Annotated in this window: 15 protein-coding genes and 1 tRNA gene; 11 read left to right on the top strand and 5 right to left on the bottom strand. The window is 51.0% G+C overall.

The features are described from left to right. The first annotated feature begins 62 nt into the window (after nucleotides 1-62). Nucleotides 63-136 (top strand) — tRNA-Cys (locus tag LI114_RS11165). A 40-nt stretch (nucleotides 137-176) separates the two neighbouring features. Here LI114_RS11165 and LI114_RS11160 read toward each other — a convergent pair. From LI114_RS11160 to LI114_RS11150, 3 genes are read right to left on the bottom strand one after another with little or no spacing between them, the layout of a single operon-like run. Beyond that, nucleotides 177-1,316: a hypothetical protein gene (locus LI114_RS11160; protein WP_227220718.1), complete on the bottom strand. Its 1,140-nt coding sequence runs from the start codon at nucleotides 1,314-1,316 to the stop codon at nucleotides 177-179. Next, nucleotides 1,313-2,353 carry a hypothetical protein gene (locus LI114_RS11155; protein ID WP_227220717.1) on the bottom strand — a complete coding sequence of 347 codons (1,041 nt, stop codon included), beginning with the start codon at nucleotides 2,351-2,353 and terminating at the stop codon, nucleotides 1,313-1,315. The genes LI114_RS11160 and LI114_RS11155 overlap by 4 nt, the downstream gene beginning before the upstream one ends. Before the next feature lie 3 nt (nucleotides 2,354-2,356). Further along, nucleotides 2,357-3,859, bottom strand: a complete 1,503-nt coding sequence (locus LI114_RS11150) for a spore germination protein (RefSeq protein ID WP_227220715.1) — start codon at nucleotides 3,857-3,859, stop codon at nucleotides 2,357-2,359. Between the two features lie 115 nt (nucleotides 3,860-3,974). Here LI114_RS11150 and LI114_RS11145 point away from each other — a divergent pair, with 115 nt between their 5' ends. The 5 genes from LI114_RS11145 to LI114_RS11125 all read left to right on the top strand — a co-directional run bounded on the left by LI114_RS11145 (nucleotide 3,975) and on the right by LI114_RS11125 (nucleotide 10,101). Continuing rightward, complete coding sequence (locus LI114_RS11145) at nucleotides 3,975-4,646, top strand: DUF421 domain-containing protein (protein ID WP_227220714.1); 672 nt, start codon at nucleotides 3,975-3,977, stop codon at nucleotides 4,644-4,646. A 3-nt stretch (nucleotides 4,647-4,649) separates the two neighbouring features. After that, the gene (locus LI114_RS11140) at nucleotides 4,650-5,024 is read left to right on the top strand and encodes a DUF4363 family protein (RefSeq protein ID WP_227220713.1); all 375 of its coding nucleotides are present in this window, start codon (nucleotides 4,650-4,652) and stop codon (nucleotides 5,022-5,024) included. Between the two features lie 220 nt (nucleotides 5,025-5,244). Further along, entirely contained in the window at nucleotides 5,245-7,341 is a 2,097-nt protein-coding gene (locus LI114_RS11135; protein WP_227220712.1) for a zinc ribbon domain-containing protein, read from the top strand. 222 nt (nucleotides 7,342-7,563) lie between these two features. Continuing rightward, the gene (locus tag LI114_RS11130) at nucleotides 7,564-9,147 is read left to right on the top strand and encodes an MBL fold metallo-hydrolase RNA specificity domain-containing protein (RefSeq protein WP_227220711.1); all 1,584 of its coding nucleotides are present in this window, start codon (nucleotides 7,564-7,566) and stop codon (nucleotides 9,145-9,147) included. A 24-nt stretch (nucleotides 9,148-9,171) separates the two neighbouring features. Next, the gene (locus tag LI114_RS11125; protein WP_227220710.1) at nucleotides 9,172-10,101 is read left to right on the top strand and encodes a uridine kinase; all 930 of its coding nucleotides are present in this window, start codon (nucleotides 9,172-9,174) and stop codon (nucleotides 10,099-10,101) included. 59 nt (nucleotides 10,102-10,160) lie between these two features. Here LI114_RS11125 and LI114_RS11120 read toward each other — a convergent pair whose 3' ends face one another. Together LI114_RS11120 and ypeB are read right to left on the bottom strand one after the other, a co-directional pair. Further along, nucleotides 10,161-10,757 (bottom strand): rubrerythrin family protein, encoded by a 597-nt coding sequence (locus tag LI114_RS11120; RefSeq protein WP_227220709.1) that lies wholly within the window; start codon nucleotides 10,755-10,757, stop codon nucleotides 10,161-10,163. A 15-nt stretch (nucleotides 10,758-10,772) separates the two neighbouring features. Further along, a complete protein-coding gene (ypeB, locus tag LI114_RS11115) occupies nucleotides 10,773-12,107 on the bottom strand; it encodes a germination protein YpeB (RefSeq protein ID WP_227220708.1) in 1,335 nt (444 codons plus the stop codon). Between the two features lie 199 nt (nucleotides 12,108-12,306). On the opposite strand from ypeB, the gene LI114_RS11110 reads away from it, so the two are divergent. The 5 genes from LI114_RS11110 to LI114_RS11090 all read left to right on the top strand — a co-directional run bounded on the left by LI114_RS11110 (nucleotide 12,307) and on the right by LI114_RS11090 (nucleotide 17,992). Beyond that, entirely contained in the window at nucleotides 12,307-13,434 is a 1,128-nt protein-coding gene (locus LI114_RS11110) for a cysteine desulfurase family protein (RefSeq protein WP_227220706.1), read from the top strand. 80 nt (nucleotides 13,435-13,514) lie between these two features. After that, nucleotides 13,515-14,708: a tRNA uracil 4-sulfurtransferase ThiI gene (thiI, locus tag LI114_RS11105; protein WP_227220705.1), complete on the top strand. Its 1,194-nt coding sequence runs from the start codon at nucleotides 13,515-13,517 to the stop codon at nucleotides 14,706-14,708. A gap of 450 nt (nucleotides 14,709-15,158) precedes the next feature. After that, the gene (locus LI114_RS11100; RefSeq protein WP_227220704.1) at nucleotides 15,159-15,722 is read left to right on the top strand and encodes a CinA family protein; all 564 of its coding nucleotides are present in this window, start codon (nucleotides 15,159-15,161) and stop codon (nucleotides 15,720-15,722) included. An 8-nt stretch (nucleotides 15,723-15,730) separates the two neighbouring features. Beyond that, on the top strand, nucleotides 15,731-16,795 hold the full coding sequence (locus LI114_RS11095) for a class B sortase (RefSeq protein ID WP_022128442.1): 1,065 nt from the start codon (nucleotides 15,731-15,733) through the stop codon (nucleotides 16,793-16,795). A 99-nt stretch (nucleotides 16,796-16,894) separates the two neighbouring features. Next, on the top strand, nucleotides 16,895-17,992 hold the full coding sequence (locus tag LI114_RS11090) for a cell wall hydrolase (protein ID WP_227220703.1): 1,098 nt from the start codon (nucleotides 16,895-16,897) through the stop codon (nucleotides 17,990-17,992). Nucleotides 17,993-18,006: the final 14 nt, after the last annotated feature.

Here is an 18,006-nt window from a genome sequence, read left to right as displayed (position 1 = left end):
TAGAGCGCCACCTTGCCAAGGTGGAGGTAGCGAGTTCGAGCCTCGTAATCCGCTCTTTTTTAGGCGCTATAGCCAAGTGGTAAGGCGTGGGACTGCAACTCCCTGATCCCCAGTTCAAGTCTGGGTGGCGCCTCCAAAAAAAATCAGACCGTTCACGATTTGTGAGCGGTCTTTTTTTATTCTATCTCAACTGCTATCCGCACATGGCGGTACAGCTCTTCGGGGTCGTCGGCATACAGACGGTAGACCTGCGGATAGTGGCGCATGAGGAAATAATCTGCGCCGAATATCTCGGGCGTGAACTCCGCGCACATCGCTTCGGCGAAAGCCGCAGCCTTCTTTTCTATCTCGCGCTTCGCCGCCGTTTCAGAATCGGTGCGGTCGGAAATAGCTTCAAACATCTGCGAGTCTAATGGTATCGCGCGGGCGCTTATGCAGAAAACTATCTCTTCGCCTTCGGACGAAGCTGTCACCGCGCGGCTGCTGATCCGGTAAGTTTCGCTGTATTTTCGTCCGCCGCCGCTGATCTCGGCGTGCACGTTTTCGCCGCTGCCGCAGATCATGCCGTAAATCCCCATCTGCTCGGCGGAGATCTCGGCGCGGAATTTTCCGTCGGCGTATACCGCCCCGCTGCTGATCTTCAGCCTGCGCTCTTCGAGTTTATCGCTCTTCTCTTCACATCTCGAGCTTTCGCCACCCTCTGAATCGCTCGAAGTCTGCTGAGATAGCGAAAATGTCGGCAGCACCAGCGTCTTTTCGTGCGAATTTATTCTGTCAAGCAGCTCGGTGAAGCTGACTTCTACGCACCTGCCGTTGTCCGAAGCGGAGCGTATCATCTCGGGGTACTTGTCTGAGGTTATCGCGTTGCCCGTGATCGGCGTGCGCAGTATCTCCTCCGCCGTGTTCTCAGCTGAAGCACAGTCGACATTCAGAAATGTTTCGGAGGACGAAAGGAAGTAACCGAAGAGGTCTTCCTTTTGCGAAAGGTCAACGCCGCGCCCGAACAGCAGTATTTGGTTCTGACCGATGAAAATGTTGCCGCCTAAGCGGTTGAAACAGATTCGTATCGCCTCGCCGACCGTTCTGCCGCTGTCGGAAACTATGCTGACGTTCGGCTGCGATGGGTCTATCGAGGTCTCGGAGCCGCTGGATTCCGGCGTGAAAGTCTGCATGGTAACGCGGTAGCCTTCCTCCTCGACGTCTATACCAATGGCGTGCACCATTATCCTATCGGCGATCTCGGGCGGCTGCGTGCCTGTAAAGTAGACGACAGACAGCAGCATTATTATCAGAAAATAGTATTTACGTTTCATCATTCGCCCTCCTTTTCGGCTTCCGTATTTTTTGCCGCGCGGTATTTCCGCGAAAATATTCCCGTCAGCGCGTATACAGCAAGGGCTATCCAGACTGCCGCTGCAAGCACGCCTGCGTACTTGCTAAGCTCTATACCAAAGCCGCTCAGCGAGATAGCGGCAGCCGTCAGCACGCCCGCCGCCGAGAGGTAGGTCTTTTCGTCACTGCGAATAGATGTAAAAACATACTTCATGGCGTTTTTTAGAATGCCTGTCAGCAGTGCGCATACGATGATCGCCGCGGCTGAAACTACGCAGAAAAATATCCCGTCCGCGCGGTCGATGAGCAAGCCTTGAGTGCAGTAAGCTATCGCGAAAAACGAGTAGCCCGAGCGCGGGTAAAGCCTGCCCATTATCGCGGCGTAAGCCATTGCGAAGACAAGCCATATCAGAACATCTGCGGTGAGGTATATCCCTGCCGCTTTTTTCGGCGAACTGCGCACATACGGCAGCATCATCGCGAAGATGAAAACGTCTGCCGAGTACGCCGTGAGGTTTCGCAGAGCGCTTTCAAGGTCGCGCAGAGGCGAGGGGCTGTAAAGCGTTATGCGGTCGGTGAGCATGCTTCCGCGCGTCTGAAAGAGCAGTGTCGCGCTGAATATCGCCGCCGCGAATAGAAATATTCCCGCCGTGCGCACCGTGCCCGCCGCACCCATAGAAGCAACGTATGCGCCGATGATGAAGAATACCGCCGTTATCCCCAGCCTGCTGAAACGGTCGGGGTATACGGTCTCGACAGACTGTGAGAAAGCGCCGCAAATGCTTATCAGCAGTGCCCCCGCCAATATCGCCGAGCAAACAGCCGCTCCGCGTGTAAAAGTCTGCTTTTCGTAAGCGCGGATCGTGAGCGCAAGCAGTGCGTATTTCGCCAGCGCAAGTATCGGCAGGGCGAGCGCCGTGACCACGGGATTTTCGCCTTCAGAGGGTATATAGAGCGCCAGCGCGAGTATGCGGACTACTATCATAGCGCCGGCGAATTGGTATGCTGAAATGCTTTTCATTCGTTATCTACCTCCGCTGCGGCGCGGTGTTTCGGGCGAGGTCAGGTCGCTCATTTTAGTGTCGTCGCGCGCCATTCGCATAAAGGACTTTCTGCCAAAGGCGTTGGGAAGCTGATCTTTTATCAGCGGCGAGGCGGGAGCGGTGAAGACTACGTTGGAAAAGCTTTGTGAGCAGACGTTCGCAACGCTCATGACAGTGCATACCGTTATCCCGAAAAATCCCGCAAAGCCGCCCGCCATTATGAAAGCCAGCCGCAGCGCCGTTGTCTGCTGATTGAATGAGGGCAGCACGAATGAAGCCGTGGCGGTAACGCCGACGATTATCAGCAGGGGTGAAGAGATTATGCCGCTCTTTACCGCCGAGTCGCCGATGATTAGTCCGCCCGCTATCGACATCGCCGTTCCTACCGCTGAGGGCAGGCGTATGCTCGCTTCGCGCATGATCTCGAGCAGGAGCATTATTATTATAAGCTCGCTGAATAGCGGCAGTATCGTAGTTTTTTCGCTTGCGGAAAGGTTTGCCAGCAGCTTCATGTTGAGCATTTCTGGATTGTAATTCACCGCTGCGAGGTAAATACCGGGGAAAGCGGTGGCGAGCAGAAATGCAAAATAGCGTATGAATTTCAAGAACCACGCGAAAAAGCTCTTGCTCGCGTAATCGTCCATGCTGCTGAAATACTGCGCGAAAGTGTACGGACATATCATAATAAAGGGCGTGCCGTCTACCAATACGGCTATCCTTCCCTCGATAAGGCTCGCGCAAAGCTTGTCCGGGCGCTCGGTAACGCCTATCTCCGAGAACAGCCGCTTAGCCGCGTCGTCCTCTAAAAATGGACGGATGTAGCCTGCGCCGAAAACGCTGTCGAGCTTGATAGAGCTTATGCGGCGGCGTATCTCGGCGAGCATTTTCTCGTCAGCCTTGCCGCGGATATACGCTATGCAGACATCCGTATTGCTCAGCTTGCCCGTCTGCGTCATCTCAAAGCGCAGAGCGGGGTGTTTTATGCGGCGGCGTATCAGCGAGATATTTGTGCGTATCACCTCGGCGAAAGCTTCCTGCGAGCCCATCACGTTGTTTTCGCTGGTGGGCGAGGAGATCGACTTTTTATCGTAGCCCTGTATGCCCAGCGCGGCGGCGGTGTTCTCGCCCTCTACGAATATCAGCGCGAAGCCCGAGAAAAGCTGCAGCACCGTTTCGCCAAAGGTGTACACCATTATGCGCTCTGCGGTCATAAGGCTGCGGCTGGTGATAAAGTCCATTATCTTTTCGTGCGTGTCGGCTTCGCCGCCCTCTAAGCCCATCATCGGGCGGAAGATAAGCTCGCTCATCGCGCTGGCAGATACCATATTTTCTATCGTGATCAGCGCGCAGGGCACGCCGTTTATCTCAATATCCATGACGTTTAAATCCATAGTGTTGCCCAGCAGGGTGCGCAGGGCGAGTATGTTTTCGCTGACCGAAGACGCCAAATGCACGTCCTCGAAATTTTCGTATGAGATCTGCATATCGCCGCAGTCCTCCTTTTTGTCGAAATTTTGTAATGATGATATTATAAACATTTCCGCGGCGAATATTCGCGGGCGCGGCGGGCAAAAATATCAGCGGAGGTGCGTTTACGATATGCTGATAGTACTGTTTCGCGCGGTGATACTTTATATAGTGATAATTTTCTGCATACGGCTGATGGGCAAAAAGCAGCTTGGCGAGCTTCAGCCCAGCGAGCTGGTAGTCACGATAATGCTTTCAAACATAGCCACTTTGCCGATAGAGGATATAAACCTGCCGGTGCTGATGGGGCTTGTGCCGATATTCACGATAGTGTGCATCGACGTTTTTTTCTCATACCTTTCGCTCTGCTCGCGCGGGTTCAGGCGGGTGCTTTGCGGCTCGCCGAAAATAATAATCTCGGGCGGTGTGCTCGACCAGCGCGTTATGAAAAAGCTGCGCTTTACGGTGGACGACATTTTTGAAGCGCTGCGCGGGCAGGGGATATTCGATATTTCGCAGGTGCAGCTGGCGGTGGTGGAAACCACGGGGCAGATCTCGGCATACGTCAAGCCCGCCGAACAGCCCGCCACGGTAAAAGACATCGGCAGGAACAAGCCCGCCGCCGACCCGCCTATGCTGATAGTCAACGACGGCGAGCCGCTCGAGCACGCTATGCAGTCGGTGGGCGCGGACAGCGAGTGGCTTGAGGGCGTGCTGAAAAAAGAGGGCTGCACCCTCGCGCAGGTGTTCATAATGACCTGCGGCGCGGATAAAAACTACACGCTGATACGCAAGGAGATATAGCTTATGAAAAGAATTATCCTCTGCTGCGGGATATTCGCGGCGCTGATAGCGCTCTCCTGCGGCTCGCTCTATATGCTAAAGCGGTGCAACAGCGGGCTTTATGAGCGGATAGACGACTGCATGGCGCAGTATGAGGCAGGCTCAGACGGCGTATACGAAAGCGTGGAGCGCTTGCAGGAATACTGGGGCGAATATTATGTGAAAGTTTCGTTCCTTACCCGCTCTTCCACGCTGGACGATATTTCTTATTCGGTGGCGAAATTAGAGCCGCTGCTAGACGAGGAGAGCGAAGAATTTGTTTCCGAGCTGCGCTCGATACGTTTTTGGGCGTTTCTGGTCTATGAGAGCCAGATACCGCATTTTCGCAGCGTATTTTAGTCTGCGCAGATATATTGAAAATATGTGCTGTGAGCATGGCGCGTTTTTGTCAGCCTGAGGTTGACAAAACGCGCTTTTGCCTTTCGTCAAACTTACAGCATAATGGCATAATATATTGAAATATTTGTTGTTTTAACTATTGACATTTTTTTAAATATATATTATAATATTCAATGATAAGTTTAGTAAACTAAATGTAATTATCATGGAGGTAAATATAATGGCAAAGTTTTGCGGTAATTGCGGCGCACAGCTCGGAGATAACGAAATATTCTGCGGTAACTGTGGCGCGGCGGTAAATTCAGAGCCTGCGGCAAACGCGGCTGAGGTACAGAGCGAAAATCCAGTTCCTGCTCAGGAACAGCCCCAGGCACAGGCGGCAAGCGTAGAAACACACACTTACGAGCAGCCCCAGTCGATGCCCCAGAGCGCGCCCGCTTTCAATAACGGCGGCGCTTCGGTAAGCGGCGGAAACAAGAACGTAGTAAAGATAGCAGTCGCAGCAGCGGCGGCGGCAGCGGTCATAATTGTGGCTGCTATTATAGTAAAGCAGGTAACTAAGTACGAGAAAATCGACGCTAAGGATCTTGTTTACATTGATTTCTCAGGCCCTGAGGGCTACGGCGAGTGCTCGGCTTTCTTAAACGTAGACCCCGATCTGGTATATGGGGAAAATGTTCGTATGCCGGAAGCTTACAAGGAATATGTTTATAAAAATGATGACGAAGCTGCAAGCTCTTCAAAGAGCAAGGACAGCGATGCTAAGAAGTACAGCAAGTATCTCAGCGGCGATAAAAAGACACTGAAAAAGGCTTACGAAAAGGCTAAGGACGATTACGGCGACGCTAAGGATATGCGCGACGCTATCCTGGATACCAAGAAGGTAAAAGACGATGAGTCTTATGGCGACGATTATTTTAACTATGGCGCAGACAAAGAATACGCTATCAAAGTAAAGGCTTCTAAGACCGAGGGTCTGAAAAACGGCGATAAGGTAAAGATCACCGTAGAGTACGACGAGGATAACCTTAAAGAGGCTAACGTAAAGCTTACCAACACCGAGTTTGAGGTAGAGGTAAAGGGTCTTGATGAGGCTGAAACTATTGATCCTTTCGAGGGCGTTAACGTTACTTTCGAGGGCTACGAGGGCGATGTGAACGTAAATGTAGATACTGAGAGCGCTAAGTACCGCGACCTCGTAAGCTATGATTACGATTATTCTTACAGCGCTGACCTCAAGAACGGCGATACATATACCGTTACTGCAAGCATTTATTCTTACGACGAGCATTATTTCGACGAAGATGATAAGTCTAAGGGCTTTTGGTTCGAGGAGACCCAGTATGACGAAAACGGCGAAGCGGTAAAGGATAAGGACGGCAAGACCAAGACTAAGTGCTACATTTGGCCTTTTGAGGATAAAGCTACTAAAGATTACAAGGTAGAAGGACTTCAGGGTCTTAACGAGATAGATCCTTTTGCAGAGGGCACATTCACCATTGATTACAGCGGCGCGCTGCCTTACCTGCACGTTGGAGGCGCTTCGGCTGCTGATGATTCCAAGATCAAGGATTATGTAAGCTACTCTATCGAAAACTACGATTATGACAGAAATTACAAGGCGGGCGATACATTCACCGTTACCTGCTACGCTTACAGCTCACTTGCAGAGGCAGGTTACAAGCTGAAGGGCGAGACCAACAGCGACGGTTACTACGTTAAGGAATACACCATCGACGAAGCTACCGCGCCTAAGTACCTCTCTTCCACCTCGACCAAGGCTGACACCACCTCGGCAGACGAGATATTCAAGTCAAAGGCTGAGGATTACAAGGACAACATCAGCGGTTCCTACCTCACCGGCGGCATCTCGCTCGATGACAGCGTAAAGACCGTTGACGATATGAAGGAGATAGGTCAGTACGTTATCAATCCTGAAGGATTTGAAAGCGGATCTATCGCTGACAGCACTTACAATTACTACGGCAGGATCTACGAGATCAGCATGACCCTCAAGGACAAGAAAAAGGCTACCGCTTATGTTTACATCTATGACAGCAACATTATGGTAGCAGACGGCAAGCTTTGCAGCGCTTACAACGAGGAACTGAGCGCCGACGATTACTTCAACACCGTTGGCGACACAAATCTCAAGAAGCTGCTGAAGACCCTCAAGGAAGAGGGAACTGTTACCGAGCTGCCCGACGGTTCATCCGGAGCGGCTGCGGCTGCTGATCCATCTTCGGCTGCTGACGAGAGCGCGGCTGATTCTTCCGCAGCGGATTCTAAGGCTGAGGATTCCTCTTTAGTACCGTAATTTTAGCGGGCAAAACAGAATAATTTAAAAGACCTCTTCATATACATCATGGAGAGGTCTTTTTTTGCGACAAAATGAGTTTATCGAGAAAAATCTGCATAAAAATTCGACGCAAGACTTGAAAAAGTATGTGAAATATGTTACAATATAATCAAGTTATATTTAGGACGATACGCACAGCTTGCGCGGAGATCGTTTGATGCAAAGGAGATGTGAAATTTCATGAAAGTAATGTTTATCGGCGCGACGCACGAGGTTACGGGAAGCTGCACATACATAGAGGCTTGCGGAAAGAGATTTTTGGTAGATTTCGGCATGGAGCAGGGCTTGAACGCTTTCGACAATGTGAAAGTGCCGTGCGCGCCCGGCGAGATAGATTTTGTGCTGCTCACACACGCGCACATCGACCATTCGGGGCTGCTGCCGCTGCTCTGCGCGGGCGGTTTCAAGGGGCAGATACATTGCCAGAGCGCTACGGCGAACCTATGCTCGATAATGCTTCGCGACTCGGCGCATATACAGGAATTTGAAGCCGAATGGCGCAGCCGTAAGGGCAAGCGAAAGGGCAAGCAGGAGGTAGAGCCGCTTTACACGATGAGCGACGCCGAGCTTGTGATACGCGCGCTTTGTCCGCACGAATATGAGCAGCCTGTGAAGCTTGGCGAGGGCATAAGCGCGCTTTTCCGTGACGCGGGGCATCTGCTAGGCTCTTCGGGCATAGAGGTAACGCTGACAGAAGAGGGGCAGACGCGGACTATAATCTTTTCAGGCGACATCGGCAACACGGATATCCCGCTTATCCGCGACCCGCAGTATTTTTCGCACGCCGATTATGCCGTTATGGAATCTACCTACGGCAACCGATTTCATGAAAAGCCGGCCGATTACCCGACGGCGCTCGCAAAGGTCATCGACGAAACTTTCGCGCGCGGCGGCAACGTGGTGATACCGTCTTTTGCGGTCGGCAGAACGCAGGAGCTGCTTTACTATTTCCGCCAAATCAAACAGGCGGGGCTGGTGAAGAGTTTCCCCGATTTCCCCGTGTATGTAGACTCGCCACTCGCGATAGAGGCGACGGCTGTTTTCAACCGCAACGAGGACTCATGTTACGATGAGGAAGCGGTGGGATTTGTGCGCAAGGGCGTGAACCCGATCTCGTTCAAAGGTCTGAACATCGCGGTAACTTCGGACGAATCGCGCGCGATAAACTTCAACAAAACGCCTAAAGTTATAATATCCGCCAGCGGAATGTGCGAAGCGGGCAGAATAAAGCACCATTTGAAACACAACCTTTGGCGCAGCGAGTGCACGGTACTGTTCGTCGGCTATCAGGCAGTCGGCACGCTGGGCAGAAAATTGGTCGAAGGCGCGAAGAACGTGAAGCTTTTCGGCGAAGATATAAACGTCGCGGCGAAGATACTTGTGCTGCCCGGCATGAGCGGACACGCTGACAAGGCGGGATTAGACCGCTGGATCAGCGTTCTTGATAAGCCGCAAGTATTCGTAATTCACGGCGAAGCGGAGTCGGCGGAGAGCTACACGGCGCATTTGCACGACGATTTCGGGCTTGATTCGCATTGCCCGTACAGCGGCGCGGAGCTTGACCTGCTGACCGGAGATTTTGTAAACGCGAAGCCGATGCCCGCCGTTCACACCGAGCGCGAGAGCACGCCTTACATACGTCTGAAAGCCGCCGCCGACCGACTTCAGCAGCTGGTGAAGATGTCGTCGGGTCTGACAAACAAGGAGCTTGCGGCGATGACGGACACGCTCAACAACCTCTGCGCGAAGTGGGAGCAGAAATAATACCCTTTTTGAGGAGAAAATGGAATGAAGATAATACATTTCAGCGAGATAAATAAGCAGATCGAGAACGGGGAGGGGGAGTTTATCGCCGCCTGCGACGCGGAATACGAGAACAGCTGCAAACACGCTGCGGAAAAGATCGCGAAAATGCGGCACGAGCGCCCGCTTATACTGCTTTCGGGCCCCTCCGGCTCGGGAAAGACTACAACGGCGCTGAAAATCGAAGCCTATCTAGATAACATGGGGGTAGAAACGCACACGATCTCGATGGACGATTATTTCCTGCCAAAGGAGAAAATGCCGGAACTTGCTGACGGCGAGAAGGTGGATTACGAGTCGCCGTACCGCATCGACATCGCTCTTTTGCAGGAGCATATGCACCGCCTTGCGCGGTATGAAGAGGTAGATATACCTGCATTTGACTTTCCGAACCAGCAGCGCGTGCAGGGCAAAAAGCTCAAGCGCAAGCGCGGCGAGATGATACTTTTTGAGGGAATACACGCGCTGAACCCCGAAGTGACGGGATACGAGGACATCTCGAACCGCCTGTACGTCAGCGTGCGCACGCGAATACAGCTTGCGAACGGTGAACTGCTGCACCCTCAGATGATACGTTTGATGCGGCGAATTATCCGCGACAGAAATTTCCGAAACCGCACGCCTGCGGAAACGCTGGATATGTATGACAGCGTTCAGCAAGGTGAAAATCTTTATATAGCGCCGTATAAACATTTGGCTAATTTAGAGCTGGATACGTTTCTTGGTTATGAAGCGAGCGTTTATAAAAATTATTTGGCGGGGGATATAGACTCGCTGAAATACAGCTATGACAGCTTTTTGCGCTTTTCTCCGATGGAAAACGCGATAAAAGACCTCGACAGCGTAAAGGCGGAAGAGATTAGCGAAAGCAGCATGGTGCGCGAGTTTATCGGCGGCAGCAAGTACGAATATTGATTTCATATTTTTATATTGCATATGTAGCGGACGGCTGAAAGGCCGCCCGCTTTCTTCGGTCAAAGTCCCCACGCTGCCATCTCGAGGCGGATATAGTAGCCCTGATCGACCCCGCAGACGGGACATTTCTGCGGTGCCTGCTCGCTTTCGAGGATAAATCCGCAGTTCATGCAGACCCAGCGCTCGGGCTTGTCTGAGGAAAAAAGCCTGCCCGAGGTGCAGAGGTCGTGAAATTTTTTGAATCGCGCCGAGTGCGAACGCTCGATCTGCGCGATGTTTTCAAAGTCCTGCGCGACCTTGGCGAAGCCCTCGGCGCGCGCTGTTTCGGCAAATGCAGGGTAAACATCGTCTGCCTCTTGATCTTCGTTGTGCGCCGCCATCTTCAAAAGATCACATAACCGGCTAGAAATGTCAACAGGATAGCCGCCATCGACCTTGATCGTGCTGCCCGAAAGCTCGGAAAGGTGCTCGTAAAAAACTTTTGCGTGAGCCTTTTCCTGATCGGCAGTGAATTTGAAGAGCGCCGAGAGGACGTACTGCCCCTGCTGCAGCGCTTTTTCCTGCGCGAGGGTGTAACGGCTGCGCGCTTGGCTCTCTCCGGCGAACGCACGCATTAAATTCAGTCTGGTTTCACTTGTGCTAAAATTTGTACTCATAAAAATACCTCCAATTTATATCGTCAATGTTCCACTTTCATTTTCTAATAATATCAAGATCTGCTCCTCAACGCCCGTCTGCGCGTTGAAGTAGACGAGCACGTTTCTGCCGCCCTCAGATGTGCACTTGTACTCATAGCAGTAGACTTCGCTGCCGCCGGCGGACGGTATCAGCGCACGATTTTCACCGATACATTTCAGCATGGGCGAGAGCTTTTCACGGCAGTCGCGAATAGAAAACTCCTCGTCGGGGAAAGCTCTTTTCTGATGATTTACGATATATCCGCTCGCTTCAAAACCGAGTATCTCGCCGTTGTCCAATGCAACGGAAACTTTGATAAGGTCGGTGTAGCAGGTGATCCCGTCGATGTAATACGCGAAATTTACGGTAACAACATTGTCCTGCTTTTCGTAATACGTCACTTTCATATTATCGTATGACGAGTTAGCAATATACTCCTCAGCATTTTTGACAGCTTCTTTCATGGAAAGCGACACATTTTCAGGCTGACGCGATTTTATAAAATATGAAACCACTCCCCCTTGCTTTGTTACAGCGCATGACACGCCGTTCTCACTGTCGGAGAATATCCATGCGGGAAGATCGCCGCCGCGCTCGGTAACGTTTGTAAGGTCGTTTGCAGAAACGTTCAACGTCATTGATGCGCGCTCTAAAGCCTTTGATTTGCTGACTTTATTCTTGCTTTTTAACATTTGTGGTTCTTTCTCCATGATGTGGTCGGAGAACGGACCATCGTATATCAGACGCGGATATGATTCAAAGCTTTCTTCAAATTCCGTGAAGCCCTCGGTGACTTCGATATAGTTGGGATTATCATGATTTGAAATATCAGTTATATTTATTTCCCCACTTGAAACCGACTTTTCCAGCGACCACAGATCTGACGAAAGCGTTTCAGCGTATTTCCTGAGCGATTTCAAATTATTATATTCATCTTCTGAGATTTCTTCGCCTGCCGCTGATTTTTTCGCTATTGACTGCGCATAGTTGCCGACCTGCGAAAGAAATTTGTATGTGTTTTCAAGCGATAATTCCTGCACGGGAAGTTGGAGCATTGCTGATTTTGCGGAGGATGCTTCATTAAAAAGCTTGTCTGCAAGCTTCGATCGCTGTTCGGGTGTGCCGGCGTAAAGCTGCTTTTCAAGCGTGCTGCTTATGTTGTCCGCCGCCGCTGAGAGATCTTCCAAAGCGCGCACATAGCCGTTGCTGATAAGAATATCCTTGTTTCTGTTCTCACGCATTAGGATGATATTTCTGGCGCTGAGCGCTGTGATCGCTGCTGCGGTCAGGCTTACGAGCCGTATCATGGCTCTTCTTCCAAGCTTCATATATTTATACTCCTTTAAGATAGTTTTTGCTGTAAAAATAAAGAGGGTAAATAACTGTACAATAACAGCTGTACAAAATATTGTACCAAAATATTTTATGACACTATTTTGCCCTTTTCAGCAAATTTAATACGCGCTTAATTGCTTTTTTTCGCAAAATATGTTATAATAAAAAGATAAGAGTTTAGGAGATGTTTTTATGGTCTATTTTGATAACGCCGCGACAACTCAGCCGCTGCCCTGCGCTGCTGCCGCCGCGGTCAATGCAATAGAGAATTTTGGCAATCCGTCCTCGCTGCATAAGCTTGGGCTGAACGCTTCGCAGATCGTTTCGGCGGCGCGCAAGAGCGTTGCAGCTTCGCTTGGGGTGAGCGAAAACGAGATCTTTTTCACGTCTGGCGCGACCGAGGCGGACAACACTGCGGTTTTTGGAGCAGCTTACTCGCTAGGCAAACGAAAGAAGCGCATTGTCACGACCACCGTCGAGCATCCCGCGATCGCTGAGCCGATGAAGGTGCTCGAGAGCGAGGGCTACGAGATCGTGCGTATTTCGCCGCGTGATGGCACGTTTGCCGCGGAGGATATAATTTCCGCTGTCGATGACAATACTTGTCTGGTCAGCTGTATGCTTTGCAACAACGAAACGGGCGATATTTTGCCGATCGGCAGGGCGTTTCGACAGATAAAAAAGCGCTTTCCGCGCGTGCTGACCCACTGCGATATGGTGCAGGGTTACCTAAAACTGCCATTCAAAGCTAAAGATCTCGGCGCTGACATGATCTCGATAAGCGGTCATAAAGTCCACGCTTTAAAGGGTATCGGCGCGCTGTATATCAGGAAAGGCGTGCACATTCGCGGGCTGGTCTACGGCGGCGGACAGGAGCGCGGCTTCCGTTCGGGAACTGAGTCTGTACCGCTAATCGCGGCGTTTGGTGCGGCGGTCGATAAACTGTACAAAAATATGGACAGTAGATCAACATATGTCCGGTCACTCTCTGACTATCTGCGTGAAAGGATCGAACAGACTGAGGGTCTGCACTTAAATTCGCGTGCGGACGGTTCGCCTTATGTCAACAGCATTTACGTTGACGGTCTGCGGTCAGAAATAATGCTCCATTTTCTGGAGGAACGCGAGATCTATGTTTCAAGCGGCTCGGCTTGCTCAAAGGGCAAAAAAAGCTCCGTTCTTTCCGAATACGGTGTGCCCGACCGAGCGGCAGATTCTACCTTGCGCATAAGCTTTTGCGCCGAGAACACCACCGCGCAGATAGACGAGCTGATTGACGCTCTAAAGGCGGCGCAGTCTACTCTTTTGAGCGTAAAATAAGCGGAACAAATGTTTTATACTATTTATAATATATAAGCGACCAATTTCGATAAAAAACTACATGAAAGGATCTGAAAATTTTGAAAGAGATCATCTTATGCAAATACGGCGAGATCGCGCTGAAAGGTCTTAACAAATCTTCGTTTGAAAGCACCCTCGTGAAAAACGTCAAGCGCCGTCTGCGCCGTTTTGGAAAGTTCGATTACTGGCGTTCGCAGTCAACGCTTTACATCTCGCCGCTGGAGGATAGCATCGACATGGACGAGGTGCTGGAAGCTGTTGGCAAGATTTTCGGCATCGTGAAGATGTACAAGGCGCTCGAAGTCGACAAAACTATGGAGGCTATCCTCGGCGACACGCTCGACTACCTCGCCGACGCGCTTGAGGACGCGCAGACTTTCAAGGTCGAAGCCAAGCGCGCCGACAAAAAATTCCCGCACAAATCGCCCGAGATATGCGCCGAACTGGGGCACGTTATACTCGAAAAATTCCCGCACCTCTCGGTAGATGTGCACGAGCCTGACGTTACCGTTTTCGTCGAGATACGCGAAAAGCACGCTTTCGTCAACGCGATGAAGTTCGACGGAGCGGGCGGACTGCCCATCGGCACGAGCGGCAGGGGAATGCTTCTCCTCTCCGGCGGTATCGACTCGCCCGTTGCGGGATATATGCTCGCGAAGCGCGGTATGCAGATACAGGCGATACACTTTGAAGCACCGCCTTACACCTCCGAGCGTGCGCGCCTTAAAGTCGAAAAGCTGGCGGAAGAGATCTCGGAATACTGCGGCGACATCGCGTTCCACTGCGTGCCATTCACCGACATTCAGGTCGCCATTCGCGATAACTGCCCCGAGGAGCTTTTCACGATAATCATGCGCCGACTGATGATGGAGATCGCTCAGCGCATCTGCGAACGCGAAAACTGCTCATGCCTTATCACGGGTGAGAGCCTCGGACAGGTCGCGAGCCAGACGATGGGCGCGATAGTCTGCACCGACGCCGCCTGCCGTATGCCCGTGTTCCGTCCCTGCATCGGAATGGATAAATCTGAGATAGTCGAGATAGCCCGCAAGATCGACACTTTCGACACCTCGATACTGCCGTACGAGGACTGCTGCACGGTCTTCACGCCTAAGCACCCCCGCACTCGCCCCGTTCTTCAGGACGTTATCGACGGTCAGAACCAATTCGATTTCGAGCCGATGATAGCTGAAGCGGTGGAAAACACCAAATTCAAGCTTATCCGCTGCGGAGAACGCACTGTAAACCTCTGATACTTTACAGCATAATTTATTACAGATATAGCCAGCAAGATATTTACAATGTATGAGATAAACAGAATTAACAAATATGTGCAATGTCAAGCGGCTCGCTTTACAGACGCATACAGGTTTGTAACTGTTTCAAAATTCGTACAGTTAAAAGGGTTACGATACGGTTAATCCGGTTACGCGCTGTAACTTTTGAGTACGTTTATTTGTACTTCAAGCACCGCTCGAAAACGGTCGATATGGGTCGCAAATTCGGGAAAATAAAGGCTGAAACGGCTTTTCGGCGACGCTCTGAAAATCGCGCGATGATGGATTTGACAGGTTACTTTTCCGTAACTTATTGCCTTTCACACGGAAAAGTTATATGTTAAAAGATATTATCAAATTCATAAATTACATGATTTAATGTGAAAATCTATGTGCAAAGTGGCTATAAAGACGGGGGATAGGTTTATGGAAATTCACGAAGATAACAAATTGGTTACAGAAACTATTGACAGTCTGGCGGAGAATGTTGTAAAATATATGACAGAGCACAGGCTTACCCTGTCTGCGGCTGAAAGCTGCACGGGCGGGCTGTTCGCGGCGGCTGTTACCGCAGTGCCGGGCGCTTCAAACGTCTTTCACGGCGGCGCGGTGACTTATACCGAAGAGATTAAGGTAAAGCTGCTGGGCGTATCGCCCGAAACTTTGCGGCGGTACACAGTTTACTCTGCCGAAACTGCGCGGGAGATGAGCGCGGGCGCGGCTAGGGTATTTGAAACAGATTACGCTGCGGCGGTCACGGGTATCGCAGGGCCTTCGGGCGGCACGGCTGAAAAGCCTGTCGGTACGGTGTACGTTTCGGTACGCGGCCCGCATAACGAGGTGACGCGGGATCTGATGCTCTACAATGAAAACGGATATGAAAAGTTAGACAGAAGAGAGATCCGCAGACTGACGGTAGCGCGTATGCTGCAAATGCTGTCAGAGATGCTGCTGAGCGACGGCGGCGCGATAGAGAAGAGAAAGGATTGATCGGCAAAATGTCTATGGCGAATGAAACGCTCCATATCGACAAAGAAAATGACAACACAAATTTCTTTGTCAGATTTTTTAAATATTTTATTCCCTGGAAAGGGGACCACGCCGCGGAGGTCGTCCGCAAGGTGATCTTCATCGGCTCGATAGCTTTGTTCTGCTCGTCAGTGAACCAGCTTACCGACTTCCTTGAAACGGATAAGGACACGCTGGAATACACCGCGCAGATACAGTCGCTGGAGCCTGATTTTACTGACGATATAAATTTCGACCAGGTAAAGGCGGACGACGGCGAGAACAGCAGCCCCGAAGCTAAGCAGCGCAAGGTGCAGGCTTGGGCGAAAAAGCTGCTGAAACGCAACAAGGAGGTAGTCGGCTGGATAAAGATACCCGGCTTTACTAACTCTGAGGGAAAGGAATACATAAATTATCCCGTGCTCCAGCACAGCGATAACGATTATTACCTTACCCACAATATCGACAACCAGCCTTACGAATCGGGCAGCATTTACGCCGATTATGTAGTGCCGATAGATAAAAACGGACAGGCCGATAACATCACGATATACGGTCACCACATGAGAAAGCTCGGCACTTCGTTCACGCATCTGGCGGAGTACAAGAGCGGCGTAAAAATGCTCAAGAAATACCCGATAATCGAGTTCAACACTATTTACGATACCAACGAGGAGTACGTTATTTTCAGCTGCTTTGTGGCGGCGGTAAACGAATCTCAGGATAACGGCCACCTCTTCGATTACTGGAGATACAGAAATTTCGACGATCAGGATTACAAGTTTGAAACATGGATCGATAACGTCGAAAAATCTTCTTGGTATTCCTGCGACATACAGTGCGACCCCGATGATGACTACATCACCCTTTCGACCTGCTCGAACGAAGTTGCGAATATGCGCTGGGTAATAGTTGCGAAAAAACTTGATAAGGACGACGATAAGGAAGCGATACTCGCCTCCTATAAAGAGAAAAAAGATAAGGATATTTACTTCCCTCAGGTATGGCGGAATGTCTGGGGCAACTCGAAGAAATATCTCGGCTGGAGCTATTAAAAAAACTGTCCGCAAGGCGAACATCTCTGCATAGTATTTCCCGAATTTTTTGAGCAGAGATAGGCGGCGCAAAGCTGCCGGAAAGGCAATGTGATTTTGATGAAGTTCAGAAAGTTTGAAGCGGTCAATAAGAATGAAGACGCTTCCGACGCAGTTACTTTAGTACGCCGCGCAGGCTCAGTGCTTGGCGCAGGCGCTCTCGCGATACTTGCGGTAGGCGTGGTAGGCGTTTACGCATTTATCGGCGGCAGCAGCATACCTAAGGCGGATAGCGTTAAGGGCACGGCTGCGGTAAAGACTGTATCGGCGGCAGACACATCTTCTGCTGAGGAAACGCAGACAAGCGTTTCGCAGGCTGCAGAAACTTGGAAAAAGGCTGGCATAGAGGAGTACGACCTCGTTATCGAAACGGTAAAGGCTACCGAGACCGCTAAGAGCAAGACTGCTGCCAAGTCGGCAAAGACCGCTGAAAAGACGGCTAAGACTACCGAAAATACATCGGCAAAGACCGAGGCAGTTACCACTGCGGCTGCTACCGCCGTTACCGAGCAGGTAACTACTGAGGCTGAGAAGCAGGAAGCACCTGCGGCTGAGGAAGTAAAACCCTGCGCGGCTGTTACCATGTACACCAACGACAAGGTGAATATGCGTAAAGGTCCTACGCTTGACGATGATATAATCACGATACTCTCTGAGAATACCGAGATCACCGTTACAGGCTATACCTCAGATTGGTACAGGATAAAGGCTGACGGCAAGACCGGCTACTGCATGAAGAGATACGCTGATGAAAGCAAGCCCGAAACGCCCGCCGCCGATGTTATTTCGTACACCGACGATGAGTTCGATATGCTCTGCTATGTGCTTCAGGGCGAGGTCGGCGACTGCTCGGAAGAGAGCAAGATAGCCGTAGCGAACGTTATCATCAACCGTGTAAAGTCGAGCGCTTTTCCCGACAGCATCTCGGGCGTGCTCACTCAGGCAGACCAGTTTACGGCTATTTATAATTACTACAACGGATATAATACGCCTTCCGAAAACACTATAGAGTGCGCAAGACGCGCCCTCGGCGGAGAGGATAATTCCAACGGCGCTATCTACTACTACGCACCGCAGTACTGCAGCGGCTCTACCGCGGCGTGGTTTGAAACTCTTACCTTCTGCCTCGAAGTGGACGGTCAGAGATACTTCAAGTAAGTACCTTGCCTTGT

Origin of the sequence: Ruminococcus sp. 210702-SL.1.03 (assembly GCF_020559915.1) — a bacterium.
Lineage (GTDB): Bacteria > Bacillota > Clostridia > Oscillospirales > Ruminococcaceae > YE71.
The sequence above is the reverse complement of the archived record's forward strand: the minus strand, read 5'-3'. Positions and strand labels throughout refer to the sequence as shown.

What these genes read in the sequence shown, in the direction of transcription:
- LI114_RS11160 (WP_227220718.1), bottom strand. Translation starts at nt 1,316, where the DNA reads ATGATGAAACGTAAATACTATTTTCTGATAATAATGCTGCTGTCTGTC.
- LI114_RS11155 (WP_227220717.1), bottom strand. Translation starts at nt 2,353, where the DNA reads ATGAAAAGCATTTCAGCATACCAATTCGCCGGCGCTATGATAGTAGTC.
- LI114_RS11150 (WP_227220715.1), bottom strand. Translation starts at nt 3,859, where the DNA reads ATGCAGATCTCATACGAAAATTTCGAGGACGTGCATTTGGCGTCTTCG.
- LI114_RS11145 (WP_227220714.1), top strand. Translation starts at nt 3,975, where the DNA reads ATGCTGATAGTACTGTTTCGCGCGGTGATACTTTATATAGTGATAATT.
- LI114_RS11140 (WP_227220713.1), top strand. Translation starts at nt 4,650, where the DNA reads ATGAAAAGAATTATCCTCTGCTGCGGGATATTCGCGGCGCTGATAGCG.
- LI114_RS11135 (WP_227220712.1), top strand. Translation starts at nt 5,245, where the DNA reads ATGGCAAAGTTTTGCGGTAATTGCGGCGCACAGCTCGGAGATAACGAA.
- LI114_RS11130 (WP_227220711.1), top strand. Translation starts at nt 7,564, where the DNA reads ATGAAAGTAATGTTTATCGGCGCGACGCACGAGGTTACGGGAAGCTGC.
- LI114_RS11125 (WP_227220710.1), top strand. Translation starts at nt 9,172, where the DNA reads ATGAAGATAATACATTTCAGCGAGATAAATAAGCAGATCGAGAACGGG.
- LI114_RS11120 (WP_227220709.1), bottom strand. Translation starts at nt 10,757, where the DNA reads ATGAGTACAAATTTTAGCACAAGTGAAACCAGACTGAATTTAATGCGT.
- ypeB (WP_227220708.1), bottom strand. Translation starts at nt 12,107, where the DNA reads ATGAAGCTTGGAAGAAGAGCCATGATACGGCTCGTAAGCCTGACCGCA.
- LI114_RS11110 (WP_227220706.1), top strand. Translation starts at nt 12,307, where the DNA reads ATGGTCTATTTTGATAACGCCGCGACAACTCAGCCGCTGCCCTGCGCT.
- LI114_RS11100 (WP_227220704.1), top strand. Translation starts at nt 15,159, where the DNA reads ATGGAAATTCACGAAGATAACAAATTGGTTACAGAAACTATTGACAGT.
- LI114_RS11095 (WP_022128442.1), top strand. Translation starts at nt 15,731, where the DNA reads ATGTCTATGGCGAATGAAACGCTCCATATCGACAAAGAAAATGACAAC.
- LI114_RS11090 (WP_227220703.1), top strand. Translation starts at nt 16,895, where the DNA reads ATGAAGTTCAGAAAGTTTGAAGCGGTCAATAAGAATGAAGACGCTTCC.